General features: G+C 52.8%; 22 protein-coding genes. 8 read left to right on the forward strand and 14 right to left on the reverse strand.

The genetic code is table 11. The features are described from left to right. Positions 1 to 57: 57 nt before the first annotated feature. A complete protein-coding gene (locus BLS94_RS09610; RefSeq protein ID WP_072768448.1) occupies positions 58 to 714 on the reverse strand; it encodes a hypothetical protein in 657 nt (218 codons plus the stop codon). Positions 715 to 1049: 335 nt separating this feature from the next. Here BLS94_RS09610 and BLS94_RS09615 point away from each other — a divergent pair, with 335 nt between their 5' ends. The 3 genes from BLS94_RS09615 to recQ all read left to right on the forward strand — a co-directional run bounded on the left by BLS94_RS09615 (position 1050) and on the right by recQ (position 5509). Beyond that, the gene (locus BLS94_RS09615) at positions 1050 to 2228 is read left to right on the forward strand and encodes an NAD(P)/FAD-dependent oxidoreductase (RefSeq protein ID WP_090960296.1); all 1179 of its coding nucleotides are present in this window, start codon (positions 1050 to 1052) and stop codon (positions 2226 to 2228) included. Positions 2229 to 2502: 274 nt separating this feature from the next. Beyond that, on the forward strand, positions 2503 to 3540 hold the full coding sequence (gene pyrC, locus BLS94_RS09620) for a dihydroorotase (RefSeq protein WP_090960250.1): 1038 nt from the start codon (positions 2503 to 2505) through the stop codon (positions 3538 to 3540). Positions 3541 to 3700: 160 nt separating this feature from the next. Next, complete coding sequence (gene recQ, locus BLS94_RS09625; protein ID WP_090960255.1) at positions 3701 to 5509, forward strand: DNA helicase RecQ; 1809 nt, start codon at positions 3701 to 3703, stop codon at positions 5507 to 5509. A 160-nt stretch (positions 5510 to 5669) separates the two neighbouring features. Here recQ and BLS94_RS15295 read toward each other — a convergent pair whose 3' ends face one another. Both BLS94_RS15295 and BLS94_RS09630 read right to left on the reverse strand, forming a co-directional pair. After that, a complete protein-coding gene (locus BLS94_RS15295; RefSeq protein WP_256325370.1) occupies positions 5670 to 5795 on the reverse strand; it encodes a hypothetical protein in 126 nt (41 codons plus the stop codon). Between the two features lie 169 nt (positions 5796 to 5964). Beyond that, a complete protein-coding gene (locus BLS94_RS09630) occupies positions 5965 to 6387 on the reverse strand; it encodes a PRC-barrel domain-containing protein (RefSeq protein ID WP_090960260.1) in 423 nt (140 codons plus the stop codon). Between the two features lie 878 nt (positions 6388 to 7265). Here BLS94_RS09630 and BLS94_RS09635 point away from each other — a divergent pair. Next, positions 7266 to 8033, forward strand: coding sequence for a DUF1269 domain-containing protein (locus BLS94_RS09635; protein ID WP_090960264.1), 768 nt, complete (start codon positions 7266 to 7268; stop codon positions 8031 to 8033). Between the two features lie 99 nt (positions 8034 to 8132). Continuing rightward, positions 8133 to 8543 (forward strand): hypothetical protein, encoded by a 411-nt coding sequence (locus BLS94_RS09640; protein ID WP_072768442.1) that lies wholly within the window; start codon positions 8133 to 8135, stop codon positions 8541 to 8543. Positions 8544 to 8633: 90 nt separating this feature from the next. Here the strand turns inward: BLS94_RS09640 and BLS94_RS09645 are convergent, their stop codons facing one another. From BLS94_RS09645 to lgt, 11 genes are all read right to left on the reverse strand, one after another. Continuing rightward, complete coding sequence (locus BLS94_RS09645; RefSeq protein WP_072768441.1) at positions 8634 to 8846, reverse strand: hypothetical protein; 213 nt, start codon at positions 8844 to 8846, stop codon at positions 8634 to 8636. A 341-nt stretch (positions 8847 to 9187) separates the two neighbouring features. Continuing rightward, complete coding sequence (locus BLS94_RS09650) at positions 9188 to 11377, reverse strand: EAL domain-containing protein (protein ID WP_256325371.1); 2190 nt, start codon at positions 11375 to 11377, stop codon at positions 9188 to 9190. Positions 11378 to 11791: 414 nt separating this feature from the next. Next, complete coding sequence (locus BLS94_RS09655; protein ID WP_143021681.1) at positions 11792 to 12394, reverse strand: hypothetical protein; 603 nt, start codon at positions 12392 to 12394, stop codon at positions 11792 to 11794. A gap of 189 nt (positions 12395 to 12583) precedes the next feature. Next, positions 12584 to 12991 (reverse strand): response regulator, encoded by a 408-nt coding sequence (locus BLS94_RS09660; protein WP_090960271.1) that lies wholly within the window; start codon positions 12989 to 12991, stop codon positions 12584 to 12586. A 481-nt stretch (positions 12992 to 13472) separates the two neighbouring features. Continuing rightward, positions 13473 to 14753 (reverse strand): Nramp family divalent metal transporter, encoded by a 1281-nt coding sequence (locus BLS94_RS09665; protein ID WP_090960274.1) that lies wholly within the window; start codon positions 14751 to 14753, stop codon positions 13473 to 13475. A 166-nt stretch (positions 14754 to 14919) separates the two neighbouring features. Further along, positions 14920 to 15288: a thiol-disulfide oxidoreductase DCC family protein gene (locus tag BLS94_RS09670; protein WP_090960277.1), complete on the reverse strand. Its 369-nt coding sequence runs from the start codon at positions 15286 to 15288 to the stop codon at positions 14920 to 14922. Between the two features lie 65 nt (positions 15289 to 15353). Next, positions 15354 to 15689, reverse strand: coding sequence for a DUF4156 domain-containing protein (locus BLS94_RS09675; RefSeq protein ID WP_256325372.1), 336 nt, complete (start codon positions 15687 to 15689; stop codon positions 15354 to 15356). A 254-nt stretch (positions 15690 to 15943) separates the two neighbouring features. After that, entirely contained in the window at positions 15944 to 16276 is a 333-nt protein-coding gene (locus BLS94_RS09680; protein WP_072768049.1) for a YnfA family protein, read from the reverse strand. A gap of 104 nt (positions 16277 to 16380) precedes the next feature. Beyond that, positions 16381 to 17025, reverse strand: coding sequence for an SRPBCC family protein (locus BLS94_RS09685; RefSeq protein ID WP_090960280.1), 645 nt, complete (start codon positions 17023 to 17025; stop codon positions 16381 to 16383). 78 nt (positions 17026 to 17103) lie between these two features. Beyond that, positions 17104 to 17709 carry a class I SAM-dependent methyltransferase gene (locus BLS94_RS09690; protein ID WP_072768047.1) on the reverse strand — a complete coding sequence of 202 codons (606 nt, stop codon included), beginning with the start codon at positions 17707 to 17709 and terminating at the stop codon, positions 17104 to 17106. A gap of 14 nt (positions 17710 to 17723) precedes the next feature. Next, positions 17724 to 18581, reverse strand: coding sequence for a prolipoprotein diacylglyceryl transferase (gene lgt, locus BLS94_RS09695; protein WP_090960283.1), 858 nt, complete (start codon positions 18579 to 18581; stop codon positions 17724 to 17726). 520 nt (positions 18582 to 19101) lie between these two features. Between lgt and ilvD the strand changes: the two genes are divergently transcribed. The 3 genes from ilvD (at position 19102) to BLS94_RS09710 (ending at position 23629) form a co-directional block, all read left to right on the forward strand. Continuing rightward, complete coding sequence (ilvD, locus tag BLS94_RS09700; protein WP_090960286.1) at positions 19102 to 20775, forward strand: dihydroxy-acid dehydratase; 1674 nt, start codon at positions 19102 to 19104, stop codon at positions 20773 to 20775. Between the two features lie 421 nt (positions 20776 to 21196). After that, entirely contained in the window at positions 21197 to 23269 is a 2073-nt protein-coding gene (locus BLS94_RS09705) for a thioredoxin domain-containing protein (protein ID WP_090960289.1), read from the forward strand. 48 nt (positions 23270 to 23317) lie between these two features. Continuing rightward, positions 23318 to 23629: a c-type cytochrome gene (locus BLS94_RS09710; RefSeq protein ID WP_090960291.1), complete on the forward strand. Its 312-nt coding sequence runs from the start codon at positions 23318 to 23320 to the stop codon at positions 23627 to 23629. Positions 23630 to 23950: the final 321 nt, after the last annotated feature.

Genomic DNA, 23950 nt, shown 5'->3' on the forward strand with positions numbered 1-23950 from the left:
CCTATTAGGTGACCATGTGCAAACCGGCGCCATCCATGATGCCGATGTTCTCCACGATCAAGATTGACGCGCGCCCGACGAGTCTGCTTTTCTGATCTTCATTCGATAAATCAGCAACCCCACCAGAAAAGTTGGAAGGACAACCAAGGCAGCAGCCACGAGCCCAGCCGCCAGCACGTCAATTCCCTCAGTTTTTGGAAGAAAAATAGTTACGACCCAAACCGTCAGGAAAGCAGCCACCGCACCGCCGATAACCATGATCTTTTTACCACGCTCATACAGTCGCCACAATGAGCCGGAAACGCGTGTTTCATTTCGATATTCATCAAAAACTGCCAGGATGCTGTCATCGTTGGGCATAGCTTGGTAGCCCATGCTCACGGCAAGCGAGTCGTCGCCGCCCTCCGCTCTTGACATTTTTCTCAGAAATGCAACTCGTTTTTGAGCATCCTTTTTTTTCAAGCCGTCGCTGATGAGCATCGACTCAAGCGCCGCAAAGGCATGGTCGCGAGCATTAACTGGTAAATCGAGACTCTCACCCTGGCGCCACATGACACCCACCAGATAGAGCTGAATCGTCATCTGCCTGAACTGTGGCGCGAAATCATATCCTTTGTCTTTAATTTTCGGGAGTTGAGACTCCAGCACCTCGCGCGCACGCACCACGCAAACCTCAATTACAGTCGTTTCAGAGTCAGTTTTCGTGTCATTCATTGTCGTAATAACGGGACATGCCCAACCTTAACTTTGAATTTGTTAGAGGAACGCATTATATACTGGCAAAAGCTTGTTGAAGGAGGATGAATCTTCCCGCGCCTGGATGGTTGTCGATCCGGTTCCGGATAAATCCGACGCGCTATCATGCTTCCAAAAAAAGGAATTCACCAAAGAATTCAGACTGATCTACAATTAGATAAGGCGATCTATATTGAGTTCCCCAATATGCGGCAGCGATCTTTTTCCTGAACACTACGAAAAGCTTTTTGAAATATCGTAATCCGGTCAATTCTCAATTTGCGCTTGGGCGCGTATATAAAATGGGGAAGATTATGAAACATCATAAATACCTTATCGTCGGCGGTGGAATGACTGCCGATTCTGCTGTTCACGGTATTCGCAAGATCGATCAAGAAGGGGCAATCGCGATGATTTGCGAGGAGCGACATTTGCCTTATGATCGTCCACCCCTGACAAAGTCTCTCTGGAAGGGCTCGGCTTACGAATCAATCTGGCGGAATGCGCACGGGCTAAACGTTGCGATGCATCTGGCAAAAAAAGTGGTGGCCGTCGACCCATCAAAAAAAACTGCAACGGATGATGCCGGAAACGTCTATACATACGAAAAGCTTTTGCTCGCCACGGGCGGCTCGGTGCGGAGTTTTCCCGGTTTTGGTGAGAGCATAATCTACTACAGAACCGCAGATGACTACCTTAAGCTGCGGGAGTTGAGTCAGCACGGTTCAGATTTCGTTGTTATCGGAGGCGGCTTCATCGGTTCCGAAATTGCCGCCGCGCTTGCGATGAACAACAAGCGGGTGACGATGATTTTCCCGGAAAGCGGCATCGGCGCGCGTGTTTATGCGCAACCTCTCGCTGAATTCCTGAATTCATACTACCGGGAAAAAGGCGTCACCGTACTTGCGTCTGAAACGGTTAAATCCGTGAGAACTGAAGGCGCCAAAACAATTGTAACCACGGAAAACGGCACAGATATCTCCGCCGATGGCGTCGTTGCCGGACTGGGCATCTCGCCCAACACCGACTTGGCCACGCAGGCGGGACTGGCGGTAGATAACGGCATTGTCGTGGACGATCAATTGCGCACGAGCAATCCGGACATTTACGCCGCAGGCGATGTAGCGAACTTCCGCAGCGCGTTATTGGATAAGCGTATGCGCGTGGAACATGAGGATAATGCTAATGTGATGGGTGAAATGGCGGGGCGGAATATGGCAGGGCAATCGGATACCTACCATCATCAGCCTTTCTTTTATTCCGACCTGTTTGACTTGGGCTATGAAGCGGTGGGAGAACTGGACTCCCGCATGGATATCGTCGAAGATTGGGAGGAGCCTTTTCGTAAAGGCGTGATTTATTATTTACGTGATGGACTCGTGCGCGGCGTGTTGCTTTGGAACACATGGGGACAGGTCGACGCCGCTACCCGGCTAATTGCCAAAAAAGCTGTACACTCCAGCGAAACACTGATGGGCCGCATCACGGGCTAGCAGCCCGTGATGCGGCAGTCAGATACGGTTCTCCCGCTATGCCTTCGCGCCGGTATAAAAGACGCGTTTGAATTCAAGACCTCGGTTCGGTCGCGTCAGGAAATGCCGCTACTGATCCGGCGCGCGAGCAGTACAACTTACACGAGCGGTATCCAAGGTCGTCCACGGCCTGCCATTTATTATTGGTTTGGGTTGGGATCCGGGGTGGCGCCGAAATGTTGAAATCCACTACAGGTTCTCGTCCGATAGATTAGAAAAATAATTAGCACACGTTATCTTGAAAACCCTGACCCTTACCCGCCCGGACGACTGTCACCTTCATTTGCGTGACGGCGAGCAAATGCGGGCGGTCCTGCCGGATACGGCACGCCGCTTCGCCCGTGCCATTGTCATGCCCAACCTCAAGCCGCCGATAATCACAGCCGAAATGGCGCTGATATACCGCGAGCATATCCTTGCCGCTCTGCCGCCGGATATGCGCTTTGAACCACTGATGACACTTTACCTTACCGACAACACCGCACCTTCTGAAATTTTCGAAGGCAGGAGAAACGGTACAATACATGGCGTGAAATATTATCCTGCCGGCGCCACGACAAACTCCGCTGCTGGCGTTACTGACATTGCCAGATGTTACCAGACGCTCGCGGCAATGGAAGAGATAGGTATGCCGCTGCTCGTGCATGGAGAGGTGACTGATCCAGCAGTGGATGTGTTCGACAGGGAAAAATCTTTTTTGGACAGGGTATTAATGCCCCTTACGCAGCGGTTCCCGCAATTGCGGATCGTGTTCGAACACATCACCACCCAAGAGGCGGTGGAGTTCGTTACAGGCGCATGGGGCCACATTGCAGCCACAATTACCGCCCATCATATGCTGCTTAACCGCAATGCCATGTTTCAGGGCGGCATCCGGCCGCACCACTATTGTCTCCCGGTACTAAAACGCGAAACCCATCGCCAGAAACTGGTCGAAGCCGCCATCAGCGGTAACCCAAAATTCTTTCTGGGCACCGATAGCGCACCTCATCCCCGGTCTGCAAAGGAAAGCACCTGCGGCTGCGCAGGAGTCTACACGGCTCACGCGGCGATTGAACTCTATGCAGAAGCCTTCGAACAGGCGGGGGCTTTGGACAAACTGGAAGCCTTCGCCAGCTTCCATGGCGCGGATTTCTACAAACTGCCGCGCAACAAGGACAGCATTACGCTGAAGAAGGAAAGCTGGATCGTGCCGTCGCAACTGAGTTTTGGAAACGAAACATTGATCCCGCTGCGGGCGGGGGAAAGCCTGGCATGGAAATTGATCGGTTAAGATGCAGGATTTGCGTAGTCACGCCCGAGTTGTCAACCCGATTTTCTACAAATCGTCGTCGGAAGCGTGGCAATTCTTGAAACTCCCTTGATTTTGAAGCTCCCTCAGTTTTGAAACTCCCTTGAGTTGAAACCCCCTTAATTTTGAAACTTCCTTAAGCATGGCGCCCAGCGCTCTCGCCCTTCTGAAAGATATCTTCGGCTATCCCGCTTTTCGTGGGCAGCAAGCCGAGGTAATCACGCATATTACCGGAGGCGGGGATTGCCTCGTATTGATGCCGACCGGAGGCGGAAAATCGTTGTGCTATCAGATTCCGGCTTTATTGCGCGAGGGTGTCGCGATAGTAGTTTCGCCGCTGATTGCGCTTATGCAGAACCAGGTAGCGGCGCTGCATGAAGTTGGAGTGCGCGCTGCGTTTCTCAATTCCTCTCTGCCACAGACGGAAGCGGCCATGGTCGAGCGGGGCATACTCGCGGGCATATACGATCTGGTGTATGTGGCGCCAGAGAGGTTGTTGACCCCGCGCTTTCTCGATCTTCTGGCGCGCACGCCGCTTTCTCTGTTCGCCATCGATGAGGCGCACTGCGTGTCCCAATGGGGGCATGATTTCCGTCCGGAATACATCAAGCTTTCGATCCTGCATGAGCAATTTCCCAACCTGCCGCGCGTGGCCCTGACAGCCACTGCGGACAGCGTGACGCGCGAGGAAATCATATGGCGTCTTGGCCTCAATGGCGCGAAAACTTTTATTTCGAGTTTTGACCGCCCCAACATTCGTTATCAGATCGTCGATAAAACAAACGGCAGGGCGCAGCTAATCGCTTTTATCCGTGCTGAACACGATGGCGATGCCGGTATCGTCTATTGCCTGTCGCGCAGGAAAGTCGAGGAAACAGCTGCATGGCTGGTCGAAAAGGGTATACGCGCCCTTCCGTACCATGCCGGCATGAATGCACTGGACCGCAGCCGCAACCAGGAAGAATTCCTGCGCGAAGAGGGCATTATAATGGTCGCTACTATCGCATTTGGGATGGGCATAGACAAGCCGGACGTGCGCTTCGTGGCTCATCTCGATCTGCCTAAAAGCGTGGAAGCCTATTATCAGGAAACCGGCCGAGCCGGGCGCGACGGTCAAGCCGCCAGCGCATGGATGGCTTATGGCTTGGGCGACGTGGTACAGCAGCGGCGGATGATAGAGGATTCTCCAGCGGAAGCTCAATTCAAACGCACCGCATCAGCCAAGCTCGATGCGCTGCTGGCGCTGTGCGAGGCCACCACCTGCCGCCGTTTGCGCCTGCTCGAGTATTTTGGCGAATCGTCCGCCGATGCCGCGTGCGGCAATTGCGATGTCTGCCTCGATCCTCCACAAGTGTGGGACGGCACGGTGGCCGCACAGAAGGCGCTGTCGTGTGCATTTCGCACCGGTCAGCGCTTTGGCGCCGGGCATCTGATTGACGTGCTGCGCGGCAACGATACCGCACGTGTGAGGCAATGGGCTCACGACAAGGTCAGCACCTTCGGTATTGGCAAGGAATTGGATGAAAAAGCATGGCGAGCAATATTCCGCCAACTGGCGGCGCTCGGCTTGCTCACCGCAGACAGTGAAGGTCATGGTTCGCTGTGTCTTGCCGCAGCCAGCCGTGCAGTACTGACTGGAAATCACACAGTTCGTCTGCGCATGCAGCCAGAGAGAAAGAAGGCTACGGCCAAGACTAAGGCGGCGCGTAAAGATAAATCCGCCGCGCTTGACCTCCCGGCTCGTGCACTATGGGCGCGCTTGCGCGCATGGCGCACGGAAGCTGCAAAGATGCACGGCGTTCCCGCTTATGTCGTGTTTCACGATACAACACTGGCAGAACTGGTGCGCCTGCATCCAAAGACGGAAAATGAACTGCGCGAAGTGCCCGGTATCGGCGCAAGAAAACTGGAGAGTTACGGCGACGATCTGCTTATGATTCTTCGAAGTTGAAAAAAACACGATAAGAGCATCGCACCGGGGTTGAGATAGTGATCTGACTGGGGATGGTGCGTTTTATCTCCTGTCCTGCCTCGTACCCGGTTGGTAATGTCTTGGGTATATCTGGAAAATACCTGTTTTCTATTATTTCATCCGCCAATCATTCACCGGTCTAAATGCCCCGGGTTTGCAAATGCTTACCGTGCTGCCGCGCCACCTGACGTATCGAAATAGTCCACGCCAGATACAACCACCATTCCTCATACTGGAAAACACCGTTAAGAAATGTGAGTACCATTTAGATATCCGCGCGGGTTGTGCGGATTGAAGGGCTTGAACCGCTCGGCTATCGCACGGTAGAGCCTATACCGCCTCACTTGCGAGTGAGGCGCCATGTGCACCAGGCCCTCACAGCTCATCGTCCCCAGAGGCGGGAACACCGGTAAGTGTTCCCGCTGGTTTTCTGCCTAACGTTTTTCTGGCTCCTTTTCTATTCCTACCAGGATCCGATAATCGAATCTGGGCAGTTGCCTCAATTTTTCCTTTGTTGCGCCTGGAAGAATCGCTTTCGGGACAATCTGTGAGAACCTGTGCGCAGGGACGGCTACCTTGTAATCACCGTAGCCAAGAAAGCCGCCAAGGTTCACGATGGTAAAAACCAGATGCCCATCTTTGGTCACGATAAAATCATCGATATCCCCGACCTTTTCCTTGTTCTCGTTATAGACATTCTCGCCCTTGAGTTTCGAGACCTGCCATCCCAGATTAATGAGCTCACTCTCCTCCGAGGTAGGGCCCAAGTCCTTGTCTGCCTTGGGATCCGCAGCGATGGCCGTAGCGGCAAGGGACAAGCTGCAAATTGTGACTACAATCATTTTAGTGAGATTCATACCTTTTCCTCCTTCTAGTAATGTGATCAAACGCACCGGTTTTAGGTGCGCCAACTTATTAGCATCCGGCCTTGCCGTTGGCAGGACCGGTGCCAGGCAACCCCTGCCTTAACCTCAACAGGAGATTTCATGGGGCAGCTCATGAGGTTTGAATCTCATGCTGCCCCCATTTTTTTGCCCGCCAGGCGAGCATCAGCCACCAGTTGCTGTCGACTTTTCTGCTTTGAAAGGCGGCGGCGCGGAAACGGTGCTACCGATTAACGCATAGGCGGCAAAAATGACAAGCAGCCACAACAGCGTGATTCCAAGCCAACAAGTGCCAAGTCTTTGAAAGCAATTCGTTCATGATGTCACCCAAGTTCAGTTGTCATCGAGCCCTTCGTGCTTGGGTTTAGTTCGCCATTGACATGAAATCTCTATGAATACTCTAGGTTGTTAGCGAGGATACAAACGTGAATTGTGGGTGGCTGTGCGGAAAGACACATAAGGTAGTGCACAAGTATAAGGAAGCGCATAGCAGAGAGCTAAGCTTCACTACTCTTGCCACTACCTTTATCCGGGCTAGCCTCAAATTGAAGCGCGGCAATTGTTTTCTGTCAGTTTGGGGGCCTATGTCCATTTAAGCGTTGCTGTGAATGACGTTACCAGACCACGACCCGCACCCTTTTTGCCTACACCGGAGAAGAACAGTTTTGCGTTCGGCATCGAACGGACCTGAGGACCCCGATGGCACTATAAACGGCCTTGAACCAGAAAAAATCCGGCTGCAACGAAAGCAGTATCTCGCGCACAGTTAAGGCAACATTGACTGGGAGCAACTTGCATAGCAGGGTTTTTTAACTGAGTCCGCTGGCCCGTGATGCAGACAGGAGACATTCATGAGTAATTTTATTGTCGTTATCTTTCCGACGGAGACACAGGCAGACGAGGGCGGGAAAGCGCTCAGGGAACTTCAGGATGAAGGAAAGCTTACGATCCATGGGATGGCCATCATCACCAAGCGTGCAGACGGCAAGGTCTCTATGAAGGATGAAGCGGGCGAAGCGCCTCTTGGGACGGCAGTAGGTACAATCGTGGGTAGCTTGATGGGTCTGTTGGGAGGACCAGTGGGGCTTGCCGCAGGCGCGGTTGCAGGTGCTTTTTTGGGATACGCGGTCGATGCCTTCAATTATGGGGTGGGCATGGAGTTTGTTGATGAGGTATCGCGGAATTTAACGCCCGGAAAGAGCGCTCTGGTCGCCGAGGTTGACGAGTTCTGGACCTTGGGGCTTGACCTGAGGATGGAAGCACTAGGCGGAATCGTAGTTCGCCAGTGGCGCCTGGACGTTGAACGTGATCTGATTGAAAATGAAATCCAGGCGCGCAATGCCGAGCTTTTTCAGCTCAAGGCGGAGTACGCACAAGCCGAGGATGAGCATAAGGCCCGGCTGGAAATCAAGATCAAGACTGCCGAGGCCAAATTGAAAACCGCCCTGGAACGCGAAAAGGCCAAGGTGGAAGCGTTAAAACAGCAAGCAGACACGAAGATCAAGGCCCTCCAGAAGCAGGCTGCGGCGGCAACTCTGGAAACTAAAACCAAAATTGAGCAACGGATCGTGGAAATTCAAGCCGAATCCGAAAAGCTTGCAAAACAGCAGGCGACCTAAATGCATAGATTCAGAACAGGTTCATCCTGGGCGATTGAAACGATCGCAATAGTGGTATCAACCTTGATAAAACAGAAGTTCAATCAATGAGGAGGTGTTATGGCAAGTGAAAATAGAACGAGTGAGAAACCGAAATATCCTACGAGTTTCAGTCTGTTTTATCCTGTCGGCTATCTGGTCGTCGGATTTCAAAGCAGGGAAGACGCTCTACGGGTACAGCAGGACCTAATGACGGGAGGGTATGAACCCGACGACTGCACATTTTTCTCCTGCAGGGAAGTAACGGAAGCTGCAAACAAAAATCTTGACCAGGGGAACTTTCTGCCTCATCTGGGCGGCGTCGATAAAGTCATCGAAAAACATCTGGAAGCAGCAAAAGAGGGAAGTTCCTTTCTTGTGATCTATGCGCCGGATAAAGTCACTTCAGATCGCGCCATGAACGTTATCCGCCGTGTGCCGTTTGAGTTTGCACACCGCTACCACCGGCTCGTAATCGAAGAACTCAAGTAAACCATCCTCTGGATGCCGCTAGCAGCGTAGCGGCATCCGATTCGCTGCAGACGGTAAATCAGCGCAAAGCCGTGCCCCAGTAATGGTCGTTTAGGATAATGTTTTAAGATGGCCGTAATAAGGAGCTACACCAAGGCTGGGGCCACGCTTCTTTGCCCAATAGACCTTGGACTCCGGAAAACCGACCAATGGTTCTTCATGCAGATAAGGTGCTGTTAATTTACTCTCAGTGTTGTACATAGCGTTTCCGATGCGCTCAATTGTCCCGTCCGAGTTCCGAATATAGGGAACAAGCTTGCTCATGCAGAATCTCCAAAGAAAAATGTTTTTGATGCAAGCGGACGCGGCGCGATCATTGATGCAATGTCTGGCTGACGCACAGTGTTTCCCTCGGCAGCACCGTTTCACAGGCACAGGCGCGCTATGAAGTGTTTGCGGCAGTCGGTATCCAAGGGCTGCGGACTGGGTTAGAACGCCCTTGGCACTACTACCGGGGGCACATCAGGATTGGCTTACAGGGTATGGGCGAAATTTAATGGGTCCAAAACCGACGAAATCGCATTCCAACTGACTTATTAGCTAAAGATCGACCGTTCGGCCGATATCCCCCATTCAGTTTTTTAGCGAAGGCTCGAATCGTAGAATTATTGACACGGCGTCCAGGTCGCCAGCCACGTTTCAAAATCATCTATCATCATGGGCCGTGCATATAGATAGCCTTGGCTTTCATCGCATTCGATGCTTTGAAGAAAATCAGCCTGCGCTTCCGTCTCGACACCTTCGGCAATCACGCGCAAGCCGAGGCTGCGCCCCATGGCCACAATAGCGCCGACAATAGCCCTAGCATCGGCATCCTCCGGGAGGTCACGAATGAAAGATTGATCTATTTTCAGCCGGTCAACAGTAAACTGCCGCAAGTAGGATAGGCTGCAATAGCCGGTACCGAAGTCGTCAATGGCCACTTTTATTCCGTGGGCGTCCAGGATACCCATTTTCTGAACGACCGATTCCACTCCTTGCATCACTACGCTCTCAGTTACCTCGAGCTGCAGGCGTTCTGGTGAAAGGCCGGTATCTACAAGCACGCGCAGTACAACATCGGTAAAATCCTCCTGGCGAAATTGCACGGCTGAGACATTTACCGAGACGCCAAAATCGAACCCGCGCTCACCCCACTGGCGGGCCCGCGTGCAGGATTCTCGCAGCACACGTTCCCCAAGGGACAGAATCAAGCCAGTGTCCTCTGCCAGAGGAATGAAAATAGCGGGAGAAACCAATCCCCGGCTCGGATGCCGCCAGCGCGTAAATGCTTCCACGCCGATAACACGACCGGTTGCAAGCTCTATCTGCGGCTGGTACACCGAATAGATTTCATTCTGCTCAACAGCACGACGCAGGTCGCGTTCAAGGCTGAGCCGTTCGGTAGCCCGGGATGTCGACTCTTCAGAGTAGAATCGATACAGATTCCGTCCAGCCTCTTTGGCGGAATACATCGAGGCGTCGGCGTTACGCAACAAGCTGCTCGCTTCCTTACCATGATCCGGATAAATACTGATCCCGATGCTGGCGGTCAATACCAGCTCATGCAGCTCTATTATGTAAGGTTGAGACACCGCTTCAATAAGCTTCCCGGCGACACGTGCCGCATCCTCTGGCGCCTCGATCTGGCTGAGCAAGACAATAAACTCGTCACCTCCCATCCGGCTGACCGTATCGGTAAGGCGCACGACGGAGTGCATGCGCTCGGCGACAATTTTAAGCAGCTTATCGCCAATTTCATGGCCGAGGGAATCGTTGACCAGCTTGAAACGATCCAGGTCTATGAATAGCAACGCAAGCCGAAAGGAATACCGCTCAGCATTACCGATGGCCACTCTCATGCGGTCCGCAAACAACGTGCGGTTGGGAAGGCCGGTGAGCGGGTCGTAATGGGCGAGATACCGGATGCGCTCTTGCGATTCCTTGCTCTGCGTGATATCGCGAGCAACCTTGGAGGCGCCGATAATTTTGCCGGTAACGTCTTTTACTGGCGATACCGTTACGGAGACATTGATCGGCTTCTCGCCTTTCGCCCACCGCACCGTCTCAAAATGATCTGCGAGTTTTCCGCTCTTGATAAGGCTCATGATTTTGATTTCTTCTCCCACGCGGTCGGGTGGAATCAATTTAGATATCGAGCAACCTATGATTTCGCTCGCATGGTATCCAAAAATACGTTCCGCGCCGGCATTCCAGCTGGTAATGATGCCGTTGAGATCTTTGACAACGATCGCATCGTTTGAGGATTCCACGATTGCGGCCAACTGTGCCTTATAAGAGTCGGCCTGGCGGCGTTCCGTGATGTCTCTGAAGCTCCAGACGCGGCCGATCTCGCGTCCTTCCACAAACTGGACCTTCGTATATCGCTCAAACAACCGGCCATTATGAAACTGGAGCACGTCAAAACTTTCCTGCGGCCGTGTCTTATAAATTTCGTCAGTTGATAGCACGAACTGCTCGGGATCCTTTAAATAACGGCAACAATATTGGATGAGTGCTTGATGCCGTACAGTTTTCATGAGTTCACGAGGGATAGGCCACATATCCAGGTAAAGCTGGTTATAGCAAAGCACCTCGCCGCTCTCATCTGTAACGAGGAGTCCGTCGGCAGTAGACTCTATGGTGGCTCGCAACAGGGAAAGAGAACGGTCACGTTCCGCCATCGTTTTCGCCAACGTTTTTTTTATCTGATCAAGCTCATGCTCCGCGCGCTTCCGTTTTCGTGCTTCAAGGATTGCCCGAGAAGACCGTACGGCTGCGGAGTACAACAATATTTCTTCCTTTCTTTTATTCATATCGTAAATTTCAGCCGTAGAGCCCCTACGCCTGCATCATCCATTTCTGACGCGGAAGACCTAACCGAGGTGATATATGAACTACCGTTTTCGGAAAAATCGGCGTACATAAGATGATCCCAAGCCAAGCCTTGTTTTCTCTGCTATGGATATGCATGCGATGTTTATATAATGGCACGTACGGTAAACGAGGACATGCGAACCGCTTGAGGAAGATATTTTCACTCCGTCTGCAAGCGGTCCTCTGCAATCATTTCATAGAGAGATGAACAAGAGGCGCAGCATGACAGACCTGGACCTGCATATTATATTAAGATATATCTCTACTTTATTACTTGAAGCTGGGAACCGTTAAAACGCTGGTTCCTCGCCTATCCGATTGTTATGACCGTTTATCAGACTCTCGGCGTGCGCCTACGACTTGCCGCATTGTTTGCCATAAGGAGTCGTGTCACCGTTCCGTTGCTCCCCGATTATGTTTGCTCGAACCTCCGCAGCTTGCCTGGTTGCTGCTTTCGCCTTCCCGGGATGCCCGGCTCCGGAAAGAGCCAAGGCATAATCGTCAAGTACGTTGGCGTAGAAGACGGGCGCGGTTTTTGCGGTGATGGCGGAGTCAAGCTCAGCTAGAGCGCGTTCAAAGTAAGACAAAGCTTCAGGAAATTTTTGTTGGGCCAGGTTAAGCCGGGCCAACTCTGCTAGCGAAAGATAGAAAACGCCGCTATTTTTCTTATCAAGGTTGTGAGCAAGAGTGAGCTCGTGCTCTGTTTCCGTAAAAAAGCATGTAACGCCGAGAGATCGTCCATATTCGTAGTGGAGAACGGCTCTGTAGCGGGGGCTTGTTTGAGCGAGATTTTTGTCAGCGAATGTTTGGGCATAAATGCGCCGTGCTGCATCCCAATCTCCCTGATCCTCGGCAGCAGCACCTTTTTGCATGCTTTCTCCTGCTGATCCTTCAGTGATGGAGACACAACCCGTCAAGCTGAGGAGAATCATCACACCTGGAATCAATCGCTTCATATCGCTTGCCTTATATAACCAAAACCGCATAAACATTCATATGTCTCACGAATGAATGCCGCCTTGGATGAGTTAAAAGTAGTTTCCCCCTATCCACAAAATATAGGTACCAAGAGGTCTTAATAGGGTTGTGAAGCAGGAATGCAAGACATCCGTTTTAACGGCTTATTTTCCCTGTCATGCCTGCAATCATGTCCCTATTTTCCCTGTCATGCCTGCGATCATGTCAATTAATGCCCGTAATTCGAAGGGCTTGGAGAGATGCTTTTGAAAACCGGCGTTGATCGCTCTTATTTTATCTTCCGCGCGATTGAACGCGGTAAGGGCAACTGCAGGGGTTTGGCCGCCGGTATGCGCAGGCAGATTCCTTACTTCGCGTATAAATTGGTAGCCATCCACCTTGGGCATGCCGATGTCACTGACTATGACATCCGGCCTGTGTATTTGTACCTGTTCCAATCCGTCGGCAGCGTTGCCGGCCGCAATCACGCAGGCGTGGTTAAGAATCAGTATGAGCTTGGTAAACTCCAGAGCATCCGGTTCGTCATCCACGATCAGTATTTTCAATCCGAAAAGCGTAGGACCGTTGCTATCCATTCATAACCTTTTTTGTGAGGTGATGCCGATTCTATTCCGGTCAACACATGCCGAGTAAACGCACGCAATAGGCTATTAAACCCACTTGTATATTTGCATTTAATCCCGGATGCCACCGTGCGTTTAGTCACATAGTGATGCTTTTCATGAAAAATGGGCCAGAACGAAAGCATTTTCCAGCTTTTCTGCCAACACTTGACGCGGGTTTCGACCACTATCTCGTGAAACCGTCGATATGGAAGAGCTTACCGCGCTGCTGAATGTACTTATTGAAGTGTTGGCCGGACGTGGTGTTTCTGGCAGCAGCAATTAGGACGCGCGGTTTGCAAAATAGCGGGTGGGACGCGATACGTACCTGTTCCATAGATCATGGGCTGGTAATAATCTTGAATCCGGCAGTTGACCGCTCATTTGTCATCTAAGCGCATATAACCGAAAATGATTTTTCCTACCCCTGAGCTTCACCTTTGTGGTGGGCTCGCTATCCCAGCGACGTTGCCGCCATCATAAGCACCGCAAGCGCCATCACAGCTGTCGCAAGCCAACCGAGTATCCGAAGCCGAGACGTGACTATAAACTTCCCCATTATTTCCGGTTTCGCCGCCATTGACATCATTATTACCATGATGGGCACAGCAATAACGCCGTTGATTACCGCGCTCCAGAACAGTGCCTTGATTGGATCGATGGAAGTAAAGTTGAGCATCACGCCTAAAAGGGTCGCGACGATCAGGATCATATAAAAACCCCTGGCCTCCAGGAGCCTGCGGCCCAAGCCAATACGCCATCTGAAGGATTCCGCCACGGCATAGGCGGCCGAGCCTGCGAGAACTGGCACGGCAAGCAACCCGGTGCCTACTATGCCTGCCGAAAATAGCAGAAACGCATATTCCCCCGCTATCGGGCGTAACGCCTCGGCCGCCTGTGCAGATGTCTGGATATCCCTGACGCCGTGTTGGTGCAAGGTAACCGCTGCCGTCAGCATAATGAAAAACGCGATAAGATTGGAAAATCCCATCCCGATGTAAGTATCCACCTTGATACGCTGAAGGTGATGGCGCGCCTGCTCCGGTGCGTCCTTAAGCGGTTTCTCACCCTTTGAGGCCCGCTGTTCCTCAACTTCCTGCGAAGCTTGCCAGAAAAATAGATAGGGACTGATGGTAGTGCCGAACACAGCAACAACGGCCACCACATAATCGGTTTCGAAAGAGACGGACGGAATGATTATGCTGTGAAAGACGTCACCCCATGGAACCTCGACGGCGAAAACCGTGGCGACGTAAGCAAAAAGCGACAGCGTCAACAATTTCAATATTGGCGCATATCTCGGAAACGGTATGAAAACCTGAAGCACAAGGGACACCACGGCGCAAGCCACCCCATACAGATGCGCCGGGCCACCGATCAGGAGCTTGAGCGCTGCAGCCATTGCGCCGATATCGGCAGCAATGTTGATTGTGTTTGCGATCACAAGCAAGCAGATGAGGCCGTGCAGGATCCAAGGAGAATAATGCTCGCGAATATTGGCTGCGAGACCATTACCGGTAACCCGTCCAATTCGGGCGCTGACAATCTGGATGCCCACCATGAGAGGAAAAGTCAGAAATGTCGTCCACAGCATCGAATAGCCGAATCCGGCTCCCACTTGGGAGTAGGTAGCAATTCCACTGGGATCATCATCCGCTGCGCCGGTGATAAGCCCGGGGCCCAGCTTTTTCCAGACTGGACCGCTATGTAAAACGGAAGCCTCTTCCTCCTTCATGCAGGTTCTCTCGAAGTCGCCGGACCTCTATCGCTTGCGTATGCCTGACAACGAATGGCTGCGCCACCGCCAAGCTTGAACTTCGAAGAATGGATCTTTATTTGAAAAAGAAAAAGCTCGCCTTTTCGGTACGTTCCCGCCTGAACCACCTGATCAGGCGTGGACATTACCAGTGCCTCTTTGCAAGGTTCCAGCGATACAGCAGGCGGGCGAACAAATTGTATGCCAACTGCGTAAGTTGCCTGAATACCGGTAAACGCAACAATGCTGCCAACCAGCGCTGACCCGGCGTCTGTGACCACAGACGAGCGAATGCATCGGCGCCTACGCTGAGCTGACCATCCGCACTCCTGACATGAAGCCGCTCCCGCACCTGCTCCAGCGGCGTCCCTATCTCATCTACCGCTTCCGGATGAGCATGTACGTCGACCCACTCGATATCTTTGATACCGGACGCTTCCATGCGCTTGCGTTGATCCTTGATTCCCGCGTTGCAAACGGGACATGCGCTGTTGTAGTAGACCTTGCTGGACATCTTCCTTGACACCCTCTATTTCAAACGAAATAGGAAAAGAGTACCTTAAACGCAAGGGTTATCGCTCACTCACAGCGGTACACAACCCCCAGGACCGTGGTATTTGATGTGCCTTTACTTCCCCATGCATTGGTATTACTGGAGTCTTGCACCCAAACGTAGTTTCCGCCCATTTTAGATGCCTTGTTGCGCAGGTCGTTCCGGGCGCCGATAAGCAGATTTTTGTTTGATGTATAGTCGCCGGTAAACCAATTGCCCTGAGAGCCGACGACGTCGCCGAGCGGTTTGCAATTGCCTGCTGGTTTTTCGGTCAGAAGCTCCACGGACCTTCCTTCCGGCGTCGTTGAAATCGCTGAACAGCCGACAAGAAAAAGAACTGATACCGCAGCACCTCTTTTCATGATCATCTTTTTCTCTCCTATGATGTTTTTGGTCTTTTGATTATCGTTCGCTGAAACATGGAGCCGGTCATCAGGCAGTTGTAGAAAAGATTTCAGGATTCCCGCTTGCGCCCTGTTTGGAACCGGCTCATAAACAATTTTTAAAAAAAGATTGCATGTTTTAAGCGTAGTACAAATTCAACGAGTAACGGCCATCAAGAGGAAACTGATCGTGAGAGATCGATTGTAAGAGATGTAATCCACACTTACACCGATTATGCATGTTTCGGCCCAAACATGATAATGCCCATGCCCGCAAGCGCCACCAGAGAGCCTGCCACGTCCCACACCGTTGGCCTGATACCATCGACAGCCCAGAGCCAGAGAATCGCGACGAAAATGTAAACACCCCCATACGCGGCGTAGGTGCGGCCTGCGGCTGTAGGGTGAAGAGTGAGCAGCCACGCGAATAACGCGAGGCTCGCAGCAGCGGGTATCAGCAGCCAGGCGCTCTGGCCCTGATTGAGCCAGAGATAAGGCAGGTAGCAGCCTATAATTTCGGCAACAGCCGTAGCCAGGAAAAGAAAAAGAATTTTTAGCTCAAACATATCAGCACCTCAACAGTTCCGTCTGAGCGATACCTTATGCAAATAAAGTGCATGCGGTATCGCGGTGCAACGCCTAATTCGAAGCGCAGTTTGCCATTTTTCCTTTACTCCTCTTTTGCTTTCGCTTCTTGAACGGAGCGCTTTCCTACGGCCTTGAAGAGTTCAGGTATTGCAATCGTATTCGACATGTTTGCGACAAAATCCGGGATCAGCCCACCGGGATTCGTCAGCAGCGTGTAGGTCAGCCTTGTGCGCGTGCCGCCATCAAGCGGCGCCGCAAGCCATGAGCCTTCGTTAAGCTTGATACGCACGACCCCCTCGACCTCGGGTTGCATCTCGGGGATTGCCTTCCACTCGATCTTGAATACGCCGGTGTTCGAGGCCGAGCCGCGCACCATCCTGACCCTGAGCAGATAGTCACGCTCACTTACGAAGGGCGGTGCTACGCGCGCGTAAGTGATGACCTCGCCATTGCTCTCGCGCCCGAGTACGCGTGATTCTTTTACATAAGGCATGAAATCGGGGTAATGCTCGAAGTCACTGAGAACATCAAAAATAATCTCCGGTCGGGCAACCACCTCGGTGGTTGCCACGATTCTACGTCCCTCATCCACGTCCTTTATAAAAATGGTAAGTTCGCTGGTGTGATAAGCCTCCGTCCAGTCCGGCCCTGGGCTCTTCACGTCGAACGCCTGCGCTGGTGTGGCAGCGAATACGGCAGCGGCAGCGAAAGCAACAATGCGGCGCATAAGACTCCCGATAAATATTTGAAATACGTGGGTACCGGCTTCGTCATCGTATAAAAAGTACTTCTATTCGGCATCCGGTCAGTCTTTGGTCAGGCGAATACTACGGAACCAGCCGCCCGCCAGCACCGGCACATCCGCTTCCATTTTCAATTCCGGAACGCCTTCTAGCACCTCTTCAAATATAACATCGAGCCGTGTAACAATATGCTGCGACAGCAGATTCAGCGCTCTTCTCAACCACGCGGTCTCGCCCGGCTTGAGAAATTTGTCAAGTATCAGCACGTGGCCGCCCGGCTTCAGCACGCGCGCGGTCTCTTTCAAACAGGAACGCGCATCGGGAACGATCGCCAGAATGAGATGCAGCACCACATAGTCGAAGGAAGCGCCGGCAAACGGAAGAGCCATGCTGTCGCCACGAACGAGATTCAAATGCAGGTTGCCGATCCGGGGTTTGGCGCGTTCCAGCATAGCGGCGGTAAGATCCAGACCGGTATAAGTATGGCCCGGGGGAAGATAGGGCAAGTCGAGGCCCGTTCCAATACCGCTGATCAGGATGTTGAGGCCACCTTGCCGGGGCTGTTGCGGTAGTTGTGCAAGACTTGCTGCACGCAGGCCCGTGCCTGCAGCCGCCAGAAAAGCGTCGTAAAGCGGGGCGATAATCGTGTAGGAATGGCGCAAGGACATGAGAAATTTTTTTCCTAGCTTCGATTCCGCTTCCCTGCCGTAACAGGCTTGGCCGGTTTATCGGACCACGCAGGTCTCTGTGGCAAGATAGGCTGGGTGCGATAGGCCCAAGTAATCATGATTATTCCCGCAACAACCATCGGCAGCGATAGCCATTGACCCATGCTGATACCGAGCGTCATTACCCCCATGAAGCCATCCTCCGGTTCGCGGAAAAATTCGGCGACCGAACGAAATACGCCATAGCCGATAAGAAACATGCCGGAGACGGCTGCGACCGGCCTCGGGTTCGCCGAATAAATCCATATCAGCGCAAAAAAAGCCAACCCCTCCAATGCAAATTCGTAGAGCTGCGAAGGATGACGCGGGAGGTTATCCACGTTGGGGAAAATCATGCCCCAGGAGACATCGGTCGGGCGCCCCCACAACTCGGCGTTTATGAAATTACCGATCCGGCCGGCGCCCAGGCCCAGCGGTACAAGCGGCGCAATGAAATCCGTTACGGCCAGCCACGGCAACTTATATTTTCGGGCCAGCAGCGCCATTGCGGATATTACGCCAAGAAAGCCACCGTGAAAGGACATTCCGCCCTGCCAAACCGCAAGGATCTCCAGCGGATGCTGTAGATAATAGCCGAATTGGTAAAATAATACGTGACCCAGGCGACCGCCCAATATCACGCCCAACACGCCATAAAACAGCATGTCGTCAAGCATGGCGCGCGTAAATACGCCTTGAGGGTTATGTTTGATGCGATAGCGCCCCAGCAGGATGAACGACGCGAATCCGATGAGATACATAAGTCCATACCATCGAATGGCGAGTGGCCCGAGATGGATGGCGATAGGGTCAAACTGCGGGTGAACGAGCATGGGCTTCCGCTTTTTTGAGGTAAAATACTGTTGATTTGGCGAGAGGACAATATAGCCGCTTCAGCCGCGATAGCGGCGAAGGCCGGTATCCAAAGCGTACCATATAAAATTTATTTGCTGGCTGTATGGATCCGGGCTAAGCCAGAATCACGAAACTCGCGTTTCTCTCCGGGCAATGATTATACATACGGCCAATAGCTATTAACCGCAGAGGATATATAAAAAGAACACGCTTCTTTTTATCCCAGATAATCCATTAGGACGCGAGATGATGGCGAGGCAGGTTGCGAGACAGTTTTGCCGGTTGAGAGAAGTCCATAGCTTGGTCTATGGACGCCGAGCAAGCGGCGAAAATGGCCGCAAACTGACCGCCAGCGCTCGCGTAGGCTCGCAGAACCGCCTAATGAATTACCTAATGAATTATCTGGGTTATTCACTGATCAAGGTTAAATCACTTCCTTAATGTTCCCCCGCGACTCAGGGGCTTTTCAAAGTTTATCAATATTCTCAAGGAGTATTTATGCCAGACAATCAACGCAGCCGCGCGATAACCCAGGGGGCGCAGCGTTCTCCCAACCGCGCCATGCTGCGTGCGGTCGGCTTCGGCGATAAAGATTTCGACAAACCTATCGTCGGCGTGGCTAACGGTTTTTCCACCATTACCCCCTGCAACAAAGGGTTGAATGCGTTAGCCCTTAATGCCGAGCGTGCGTTGAAAGAAGCGGGCGCGATGCCGCAAATGTTCGGCACGATCACGGTATCCGATGGCATCTCCATGGGCACGGAAGGAATGAAGTACTCGCTGGTGTCTCGCGAAGTGATTGCGGACTCGATCGAGACTGCGGTGCAGGCGGAAAGCATGGATGGAGTAATTGCAATCGGGGGTTGCGACAAGAACATGCCGGGAGCGATGATTGCAATGGCGCGAATGAACGTTCCCGCCATTTTCGTGTACGGCGGCACCATCAAGCCCGGCCATTACAACGGGAGAGATCTCACCATTGTGAGCGCTTTCGAAGCTGTCGGGCAGTTTACGGCGCACAAGATAGACGAGAAAGAATTGCTCGAAGTGGAGCGCCGCGCCTGCCCCGGCGCCGGTTCGTGCGGCGGTATGTTTACCGCCAATACCATGTCGTCGGCCTTCGAAGCAATGGGAATGAGCCTGCCTTACTCTTCCACCATGGCGGCGGAGGATGACGAAAAGTACGTGAGTGCCGCGCGCTCCGCGGAAGTTTTGGTTGATGCCATCAGGAAGCAGATCCGCCCGCGCGACATCATCACGAGAAAATCGATAGAAAATGCCATTGCCGTGATTATGGCGGTGGGTGGCTCAACCAATGCGGTGCTGCATTTTCTGGCCATTGCCCACGCTGCGGAAGTGACGCTGACCATCGACGATTTTGAACGCATGCGCGGCAAGGTGCCGGTGTTTTGCGATCTGAAGCCCTCGGGGCGGTATGTGGCCACCGACCTCCATAAAGCGGGAGGTGTTCCCCAAGTAATGAAAATGTTGCTTGAACACGGCCTGTTGCATGGCGATTGCGTGACCATAAGTGGCGAGACCGTGGCGGAAGTATTAAAGAATATCCCGTCGACGCCGCGCAAGGATCAGGATGTAATCCGGCAATGGGAAAATCCCATGTATGCTCAGGGCCACCTCGCCATACTCAAGGGTAACCTCGCTCCTGAAGGCTGTGTAGCCAAAATCACCGGGGTGAAAACACCAAGAATTACCGGCCCGGCACGGGTATTCGAATCCGAAGAAACCTGTATGGCGGCCATTCTTGCACGGCAGATCCAACCCGGCGACGTCGTCGTGATACGCTACGAAGGTCCCAAGGGAGGTCCTGGAATGCGCGAAATGCTTTCCCCTACCTCCGCCCTTATTGGAGAAGGTTTAGGAGATTCGGTCGGACTCATCACCGATGGCCGCTTTTCTGGGGGAACCTACGGGATGGTGGTGGGCCACGTGGCACCCGAAGCTTTCGTAGGCGGCACTATCGCGCTGGTGCATGAAGGCGATTCCATTACCATCGACGCCGAACAGCGCCTGCTGCAACTCAACGTCTCGGGAGAAGAGCTGTCACGACGCCGCGCCGAATGGAAGCCGCCGCATCCGCGTTATACGCGAGGCGTCCTTGCAAAATATGCGAAATCGGTTTCGAGCGCCAGCCGGGGGGCAATAACGGATTAATCGCAAGCTTCCCCGCGTGGTCCAATTATCCTAAATCCGGTAGTTGGACGGAGGGAAGTGTATGGTTTTTGGGGTGCAGGGCAAGGCGCGACTACGCGGAATGCGACCGCGCAGGGCAGAGCGGTGCCTTCCGCAGGAAGGTGCGACCCCGAAGCGGGACGCGGGCGCCCCCGTGCGTGTGGAACGCGATCGCGGCATCCCCTGCGCTGCCCGATCCCCGCTTCGCGGGGCCCCTCGGGCGACGCTTCGGGGCGCCGTTCCATTCCAAGAAGTTGCAACGCAGCCATGTGCCCCAAAAACTGTGCAATTTCCCCCGTAGCGCCCTCACCCGGAAGGTGAGCGTCAAATAATATGAAATGTTGTTATTAATCATAACACTGATCTATTAAATGAGCGGTCAACTACCGGATTTAGGATTATCATGCCCAACCATCTCTCCGGTGAAACCAGTCCTTATCTGCTTCAACATGTAAACAACCCTGTGGACTGGTATCCCTGGGGGGAGGAAGCGCTGGCACTCGCTCGTGCGCAAAATAGGCCGATACTGCTTTCAATCGGCTATTCGGCTTGTCATTGGTGCCACGTCATGGCGCATGAATGTTTCGAAGACGCCCCGGTTGCCGCAGTGATGAACCGGCATTTCGTGAATATCAAGGTAGATCGCGAAGAACGTCCCGATATCGACCAGATTTATCAGAGGGCCCTTTATATGCTGACCCGGCGTAACGGCGGATGGCCCCTGACACTGTTTCTGACGCCGGATCAAAAGCCCTTCTTCGGCGGCACATATTTTCCTAAGACACCTCGGCATGGTCTGCCGGGATTTCTCGATTTGTTGCCGCGCGTGGCAGAGACATATCATGTTAGAGGCGTGGAGATCGAGCGGCAGGGCGAATCGCTGCTGAAATCGCTTGCCAACATGCTTCCGTCAAGGCGCCTGGATGCGCCGGTATTTTCGGAGCAGCCGCTTGACCAGGCGCTGGCGGAGCTGGAAAACCGCTTCGATTCAGTCAATGGCGGCTTTGGCGACGCACCAAAATTCCTCCACCCCACAGAACTGGAGTTTTGTTTGCGTCGCTACTTTGCCGCAGAGAATGGCGAAGCGTTGCGTATGGCATCCTACACGCTGCAAAAGATGGCAGAAGGCGGCATCTACGATCAGTTAGGCGGCGGCTTCTGCCGCTACAGCACGGATGAGTGCTGGCATATTCCGCATTTCGAGAAAATGCTTTATGACAATGGACCATTACTGCGACTCTACGCCGACGCATGGCTTGCCACCCGTAATCCGCTGTTTGAACAAGTGGTGGAGGAAACAGCCGAATGGGTAATGCGGGAGATGCAGGCGCAAGGGGAAGACGGAACCGATAGAGAGTCGATAGGACGCGGTTACTACTCGACCTTGGATGCCGATTCCGAAAACGAGGAAGGCAAGTTCTATATATGGGACCGCGACGAGGTGGCGCAAATAGCGTCGCCGGAAGAATATACCGTCACTGCAGCCTATTACGGTCTTTTGGATAACCCCAACTTCGAGCACAAGTACTGGAATCTGGAAATTGCACAGCCGCTTGCGGCCTTGGCCGTGAATGCCGGCATCAGCCTGGAGGAAGCGCAACAAAGGCTAGCGTCGGCTCGGAGCAAACTTTTCCGCAAACGGGAATTGCGCGTTCATCCCGGCCGTGACGAGAAAATCCTTACCAGCTGGAACGGGCTGATGATTAAGGGAATGGCGCGCTGCGGCCGCGTATTCGAGCGGGACGATTGGGTGCAATCGGCCACCTGCGCGGTTGATTTCATTCGCTCCACACTATGGAAAAACAACCGCCTGCTTGCAACCTATAAGGATGGCAAGGCGCATCTCAACGCGTATCTCGACGATTATGCGTTTCTTCTGGATGGGTTATTGGAACTGATGCAGGCTGAGTTTCGCCAAACTGACCTGGAATTTGCCGTTGCGCTGGCAGATGTGTTGCTGGAGCAATTCGAAGACAAGCAGGGAGGCGGTTTTTTCTTTACCAGTCATGATCATGAAAAATTGATATACCGTCCCAAGCCTGCTCACGACAACGCCACGCCTTCAGGCAACGGCGTAGCAGCGTATGCTCTGCAGCGATTAGGGCATCTGCTCGGAGAATTCCGCTATTTGCAGGCGGCGGAGCGCACCTTGGGCTTGTTCTATCCTGCCATTTCCCACTTTGCGAGTTCCTCTTGCAGTCTGCTGGTGGCATTGGAGCAATCGCTGACGCCACCGCACATTGTCATCCTGCGCGGGCACAGACCTGCGCTGGCAGAATGGAAAATTGCGTTGCGGTGCATTTCCCCCTGCACTCTTGTATTTGCATTGCCTTTGGAACTAGTCGGGCTACCGCCGAGTCTGAATAAACCGGTATCAACAAGTAATGCTGTCAACGCCTGGGTCTGCCACGGCGTTAAATGCTTACCGGAGATCTCTGACTTGCAGCAATTGCTGAGCATCTGCGAAATGAGGTAAGATAGGTCCGCCTTTCTAAAATTAATCAACGGATAAAGGAGCGAGAGTATGAAAGCTGTCTGGATAGGAATGGTTGCGGCATCAGCCCTGTTAATGGTGGGTACCGCGCAAGCGAACGCGGACTTGGCAAAAAGTAGTGGCTGCCTGAATTGCCACACGGTGGACAAAAAACTGGTCGGACCTGCGTTAAAGGATATCGCCGCCAAGTATAAAGGTGACCCGGCTGCCGCAGACAAGCTGGCAGTGAAAATACAGAAGGGAAGCCAAGGAGTCTGGGGTCCGATTCCCATGCCGCCGAATTCAAAGGTCAATGATGCCGATGCCAAAACTCTGGCACAGTTTATTCTGTCGCTCAAATAAACCCGGGTTGAGTTAAAAAAGCCGGCGCTTGATGTGCCGGCTTTTTTGTTTGCCATCGCGCAAGGCCATGGCGTGGAGTAAAGATGCTTTCCTGCAATTTATTCCGAATTATAAAAAATGCTTTTGTGTGCTTGTTCACGGATAACACATGAGCTGGTTCGCGTCGAACCTGCTGAGCGCATTCCTGCTGCCGCCGTTCAACGTCATTCTTCTGGGCGCTATGGGGCGCGTTGCGCCATAGAAAAAGGTTACCGAAACAGTTTTGCAGTTAACGTTGTGCCATAAGGAAAGGAATTCATTTTAGTGCATCGAAGATGATTT

The organism is Nitrosospira sp. Nsp18, assembly GCF_900103145.1.
Classification (GTDB): domain Bacteria; phylum Pseudomonadota; class Gammaproteobacteria; order Burkholderiales; family Nitrosomonadaceae; genus Nitrosospira.

Bases quoted from the DNA above. Each gene is read 5' to 3' on its own strand.
- BLS94_RS09610 (WP_072768448.1), bottom strand. From the start codon at position 714: ATGAATGACACGAAAACTGACTCTGAAACGACTGTAATTGAGGTTTGC.
- BLS94_RS09615 (WP_090960296.1), top strand. From the start codon at position 1,050: ATGAAACATCATAAATACCTTATCGTCGGCGGTGGAATGACTGCCGAT.
- recQ (WP_090960255.1), top strand. From the start codon at position 3,701: ATGGCGCCCAGCGCTCTCGCCCTTCTGAAAGATATCTTCGGCTATCCC.
- BLS94_RS15295 (WP_256325370.1), bottom strand. From the start codon at position 5,795: ATGGTACTCACATTTCTTAACGGTGTTTTCCAGTATGAGGAATGGTGG.
- BLS94_RS09630 (WP_090960260.1), bottom strand. From the start codon at position 6,387: ATGAATCTCACTAAAATGATTGTAGTCACAATTTGCAGCTTGTCCCTT.
- BLS94_RS09635 (WP_090960264.1), top strand. From the start codon at position 7,266: ATGAGTAATTTTATTGTCGTTATCTTTCCGACGGAGACACAGGCAGAC.
- BLS94_RS09640 (WP_072768442.1), top strand. From the start codon at position 8,133: ATGGCAAGTGAAAATAGAACGAGTGAGAAACCGAAATATCCTACGAGT.
- BLS94_RS09645 (WP_072768441.1), bottom strand. From the start codon at position 8,846: ATGAGCAAGCTTGTTCCCTATATTCGGAACTCGGACGGGACAATTGAG.
- BLS94_RS09650 (WP_256325371.1), bottom strand. From the start codon at position 11,377: ATGAATAAAAGAAAGGAAGAAATATTGTTGTACTCCGCAGCCGTACGG.
- BLS94_RS09655 (WP_143021681.1), bottom strand. From the start codon at position 12,394: ATGAAGCGATTGATTCCAGGTGTGATGATTCTCCTCAGCTTGACGGGT.
- BLS94_RS09660 (WP_090960271.1), bottom strand. From the start codon at position 12,991: ATGGATAGCAACGGTCCTACGCTTTTCGGATTGAAAATACTGATCGTG.
- BLS94_RS09665 (WP_090960274.1), bottom strand. From the start codon at position 14,753: ATGAAGGAGGAAGAGGCTTCCGTTTTACATAGCGGTCCAGTCTGGAAA.
- BLS94_RS09670 (WP_090960277.1), bottom strand. From the start codon at position 15,288: ATGTCCAGCAAGGTCTACTACAACAGCGCATGTCCCGTTTGCAACGCG.
- BLS94_RS09675 (WP_256325372.1), bottom strand. From the start codon at position 15,689: ATGAAAAGAGGTGCTGCGGTATCAGTTCTTTTTCTTGTCGGCTGTTCA.
- BLS94_RS09680 (WP_072768049.1), bottom strand. From the start codon at position 16,276: ATGTTTGAGCTAAAAATTCTTTTTCTTTTCCTGGCTACGGCTGTTGCC.
- BLS94_RS09685 (WP_090960280.1), bottom strand. From the start codon at position 17,025: ATGCGCCGCATTGTTGCTTTCGCTGCCGCTGCCGTATTCGCTGCCACA.
- BLS94_RS09690 (WP_072768047.1), bottom strand. From the start codon at position 17,709: ATGTCCTTGCGCCATTCCTACACGATTATCGCCCCGCTTTACGACGCT.
- lgt (WP_090960283.1), bottom strand. From the start codon at position 18,581: ATGCTCGTTCACCCGCAGTTTGACCCTATCGCCATCCATCTCGGGCCA.
- ilvD (WP_090960286.1), top strand. From the start codon at position 19,102: ATGCCAGACAATCAACGCAGCCGCGCGATAACCCAGGGGGCGCAGCGT.
- BLS94_RS09705 (WP_090960289.1), top strand. From the start codon at position 21,197: ATGCCCAACCATCTCTCCGGTGAAACCAGTCCTTATCTGCTTCAACAT.
- BLS94_RS09710 (WP_090960291.1), top strand. From the start codon at position 23,318: ATGAAAGCTGTCTGGATAGGAATGGTTGCGGCATCAGCCCTGTTAATG.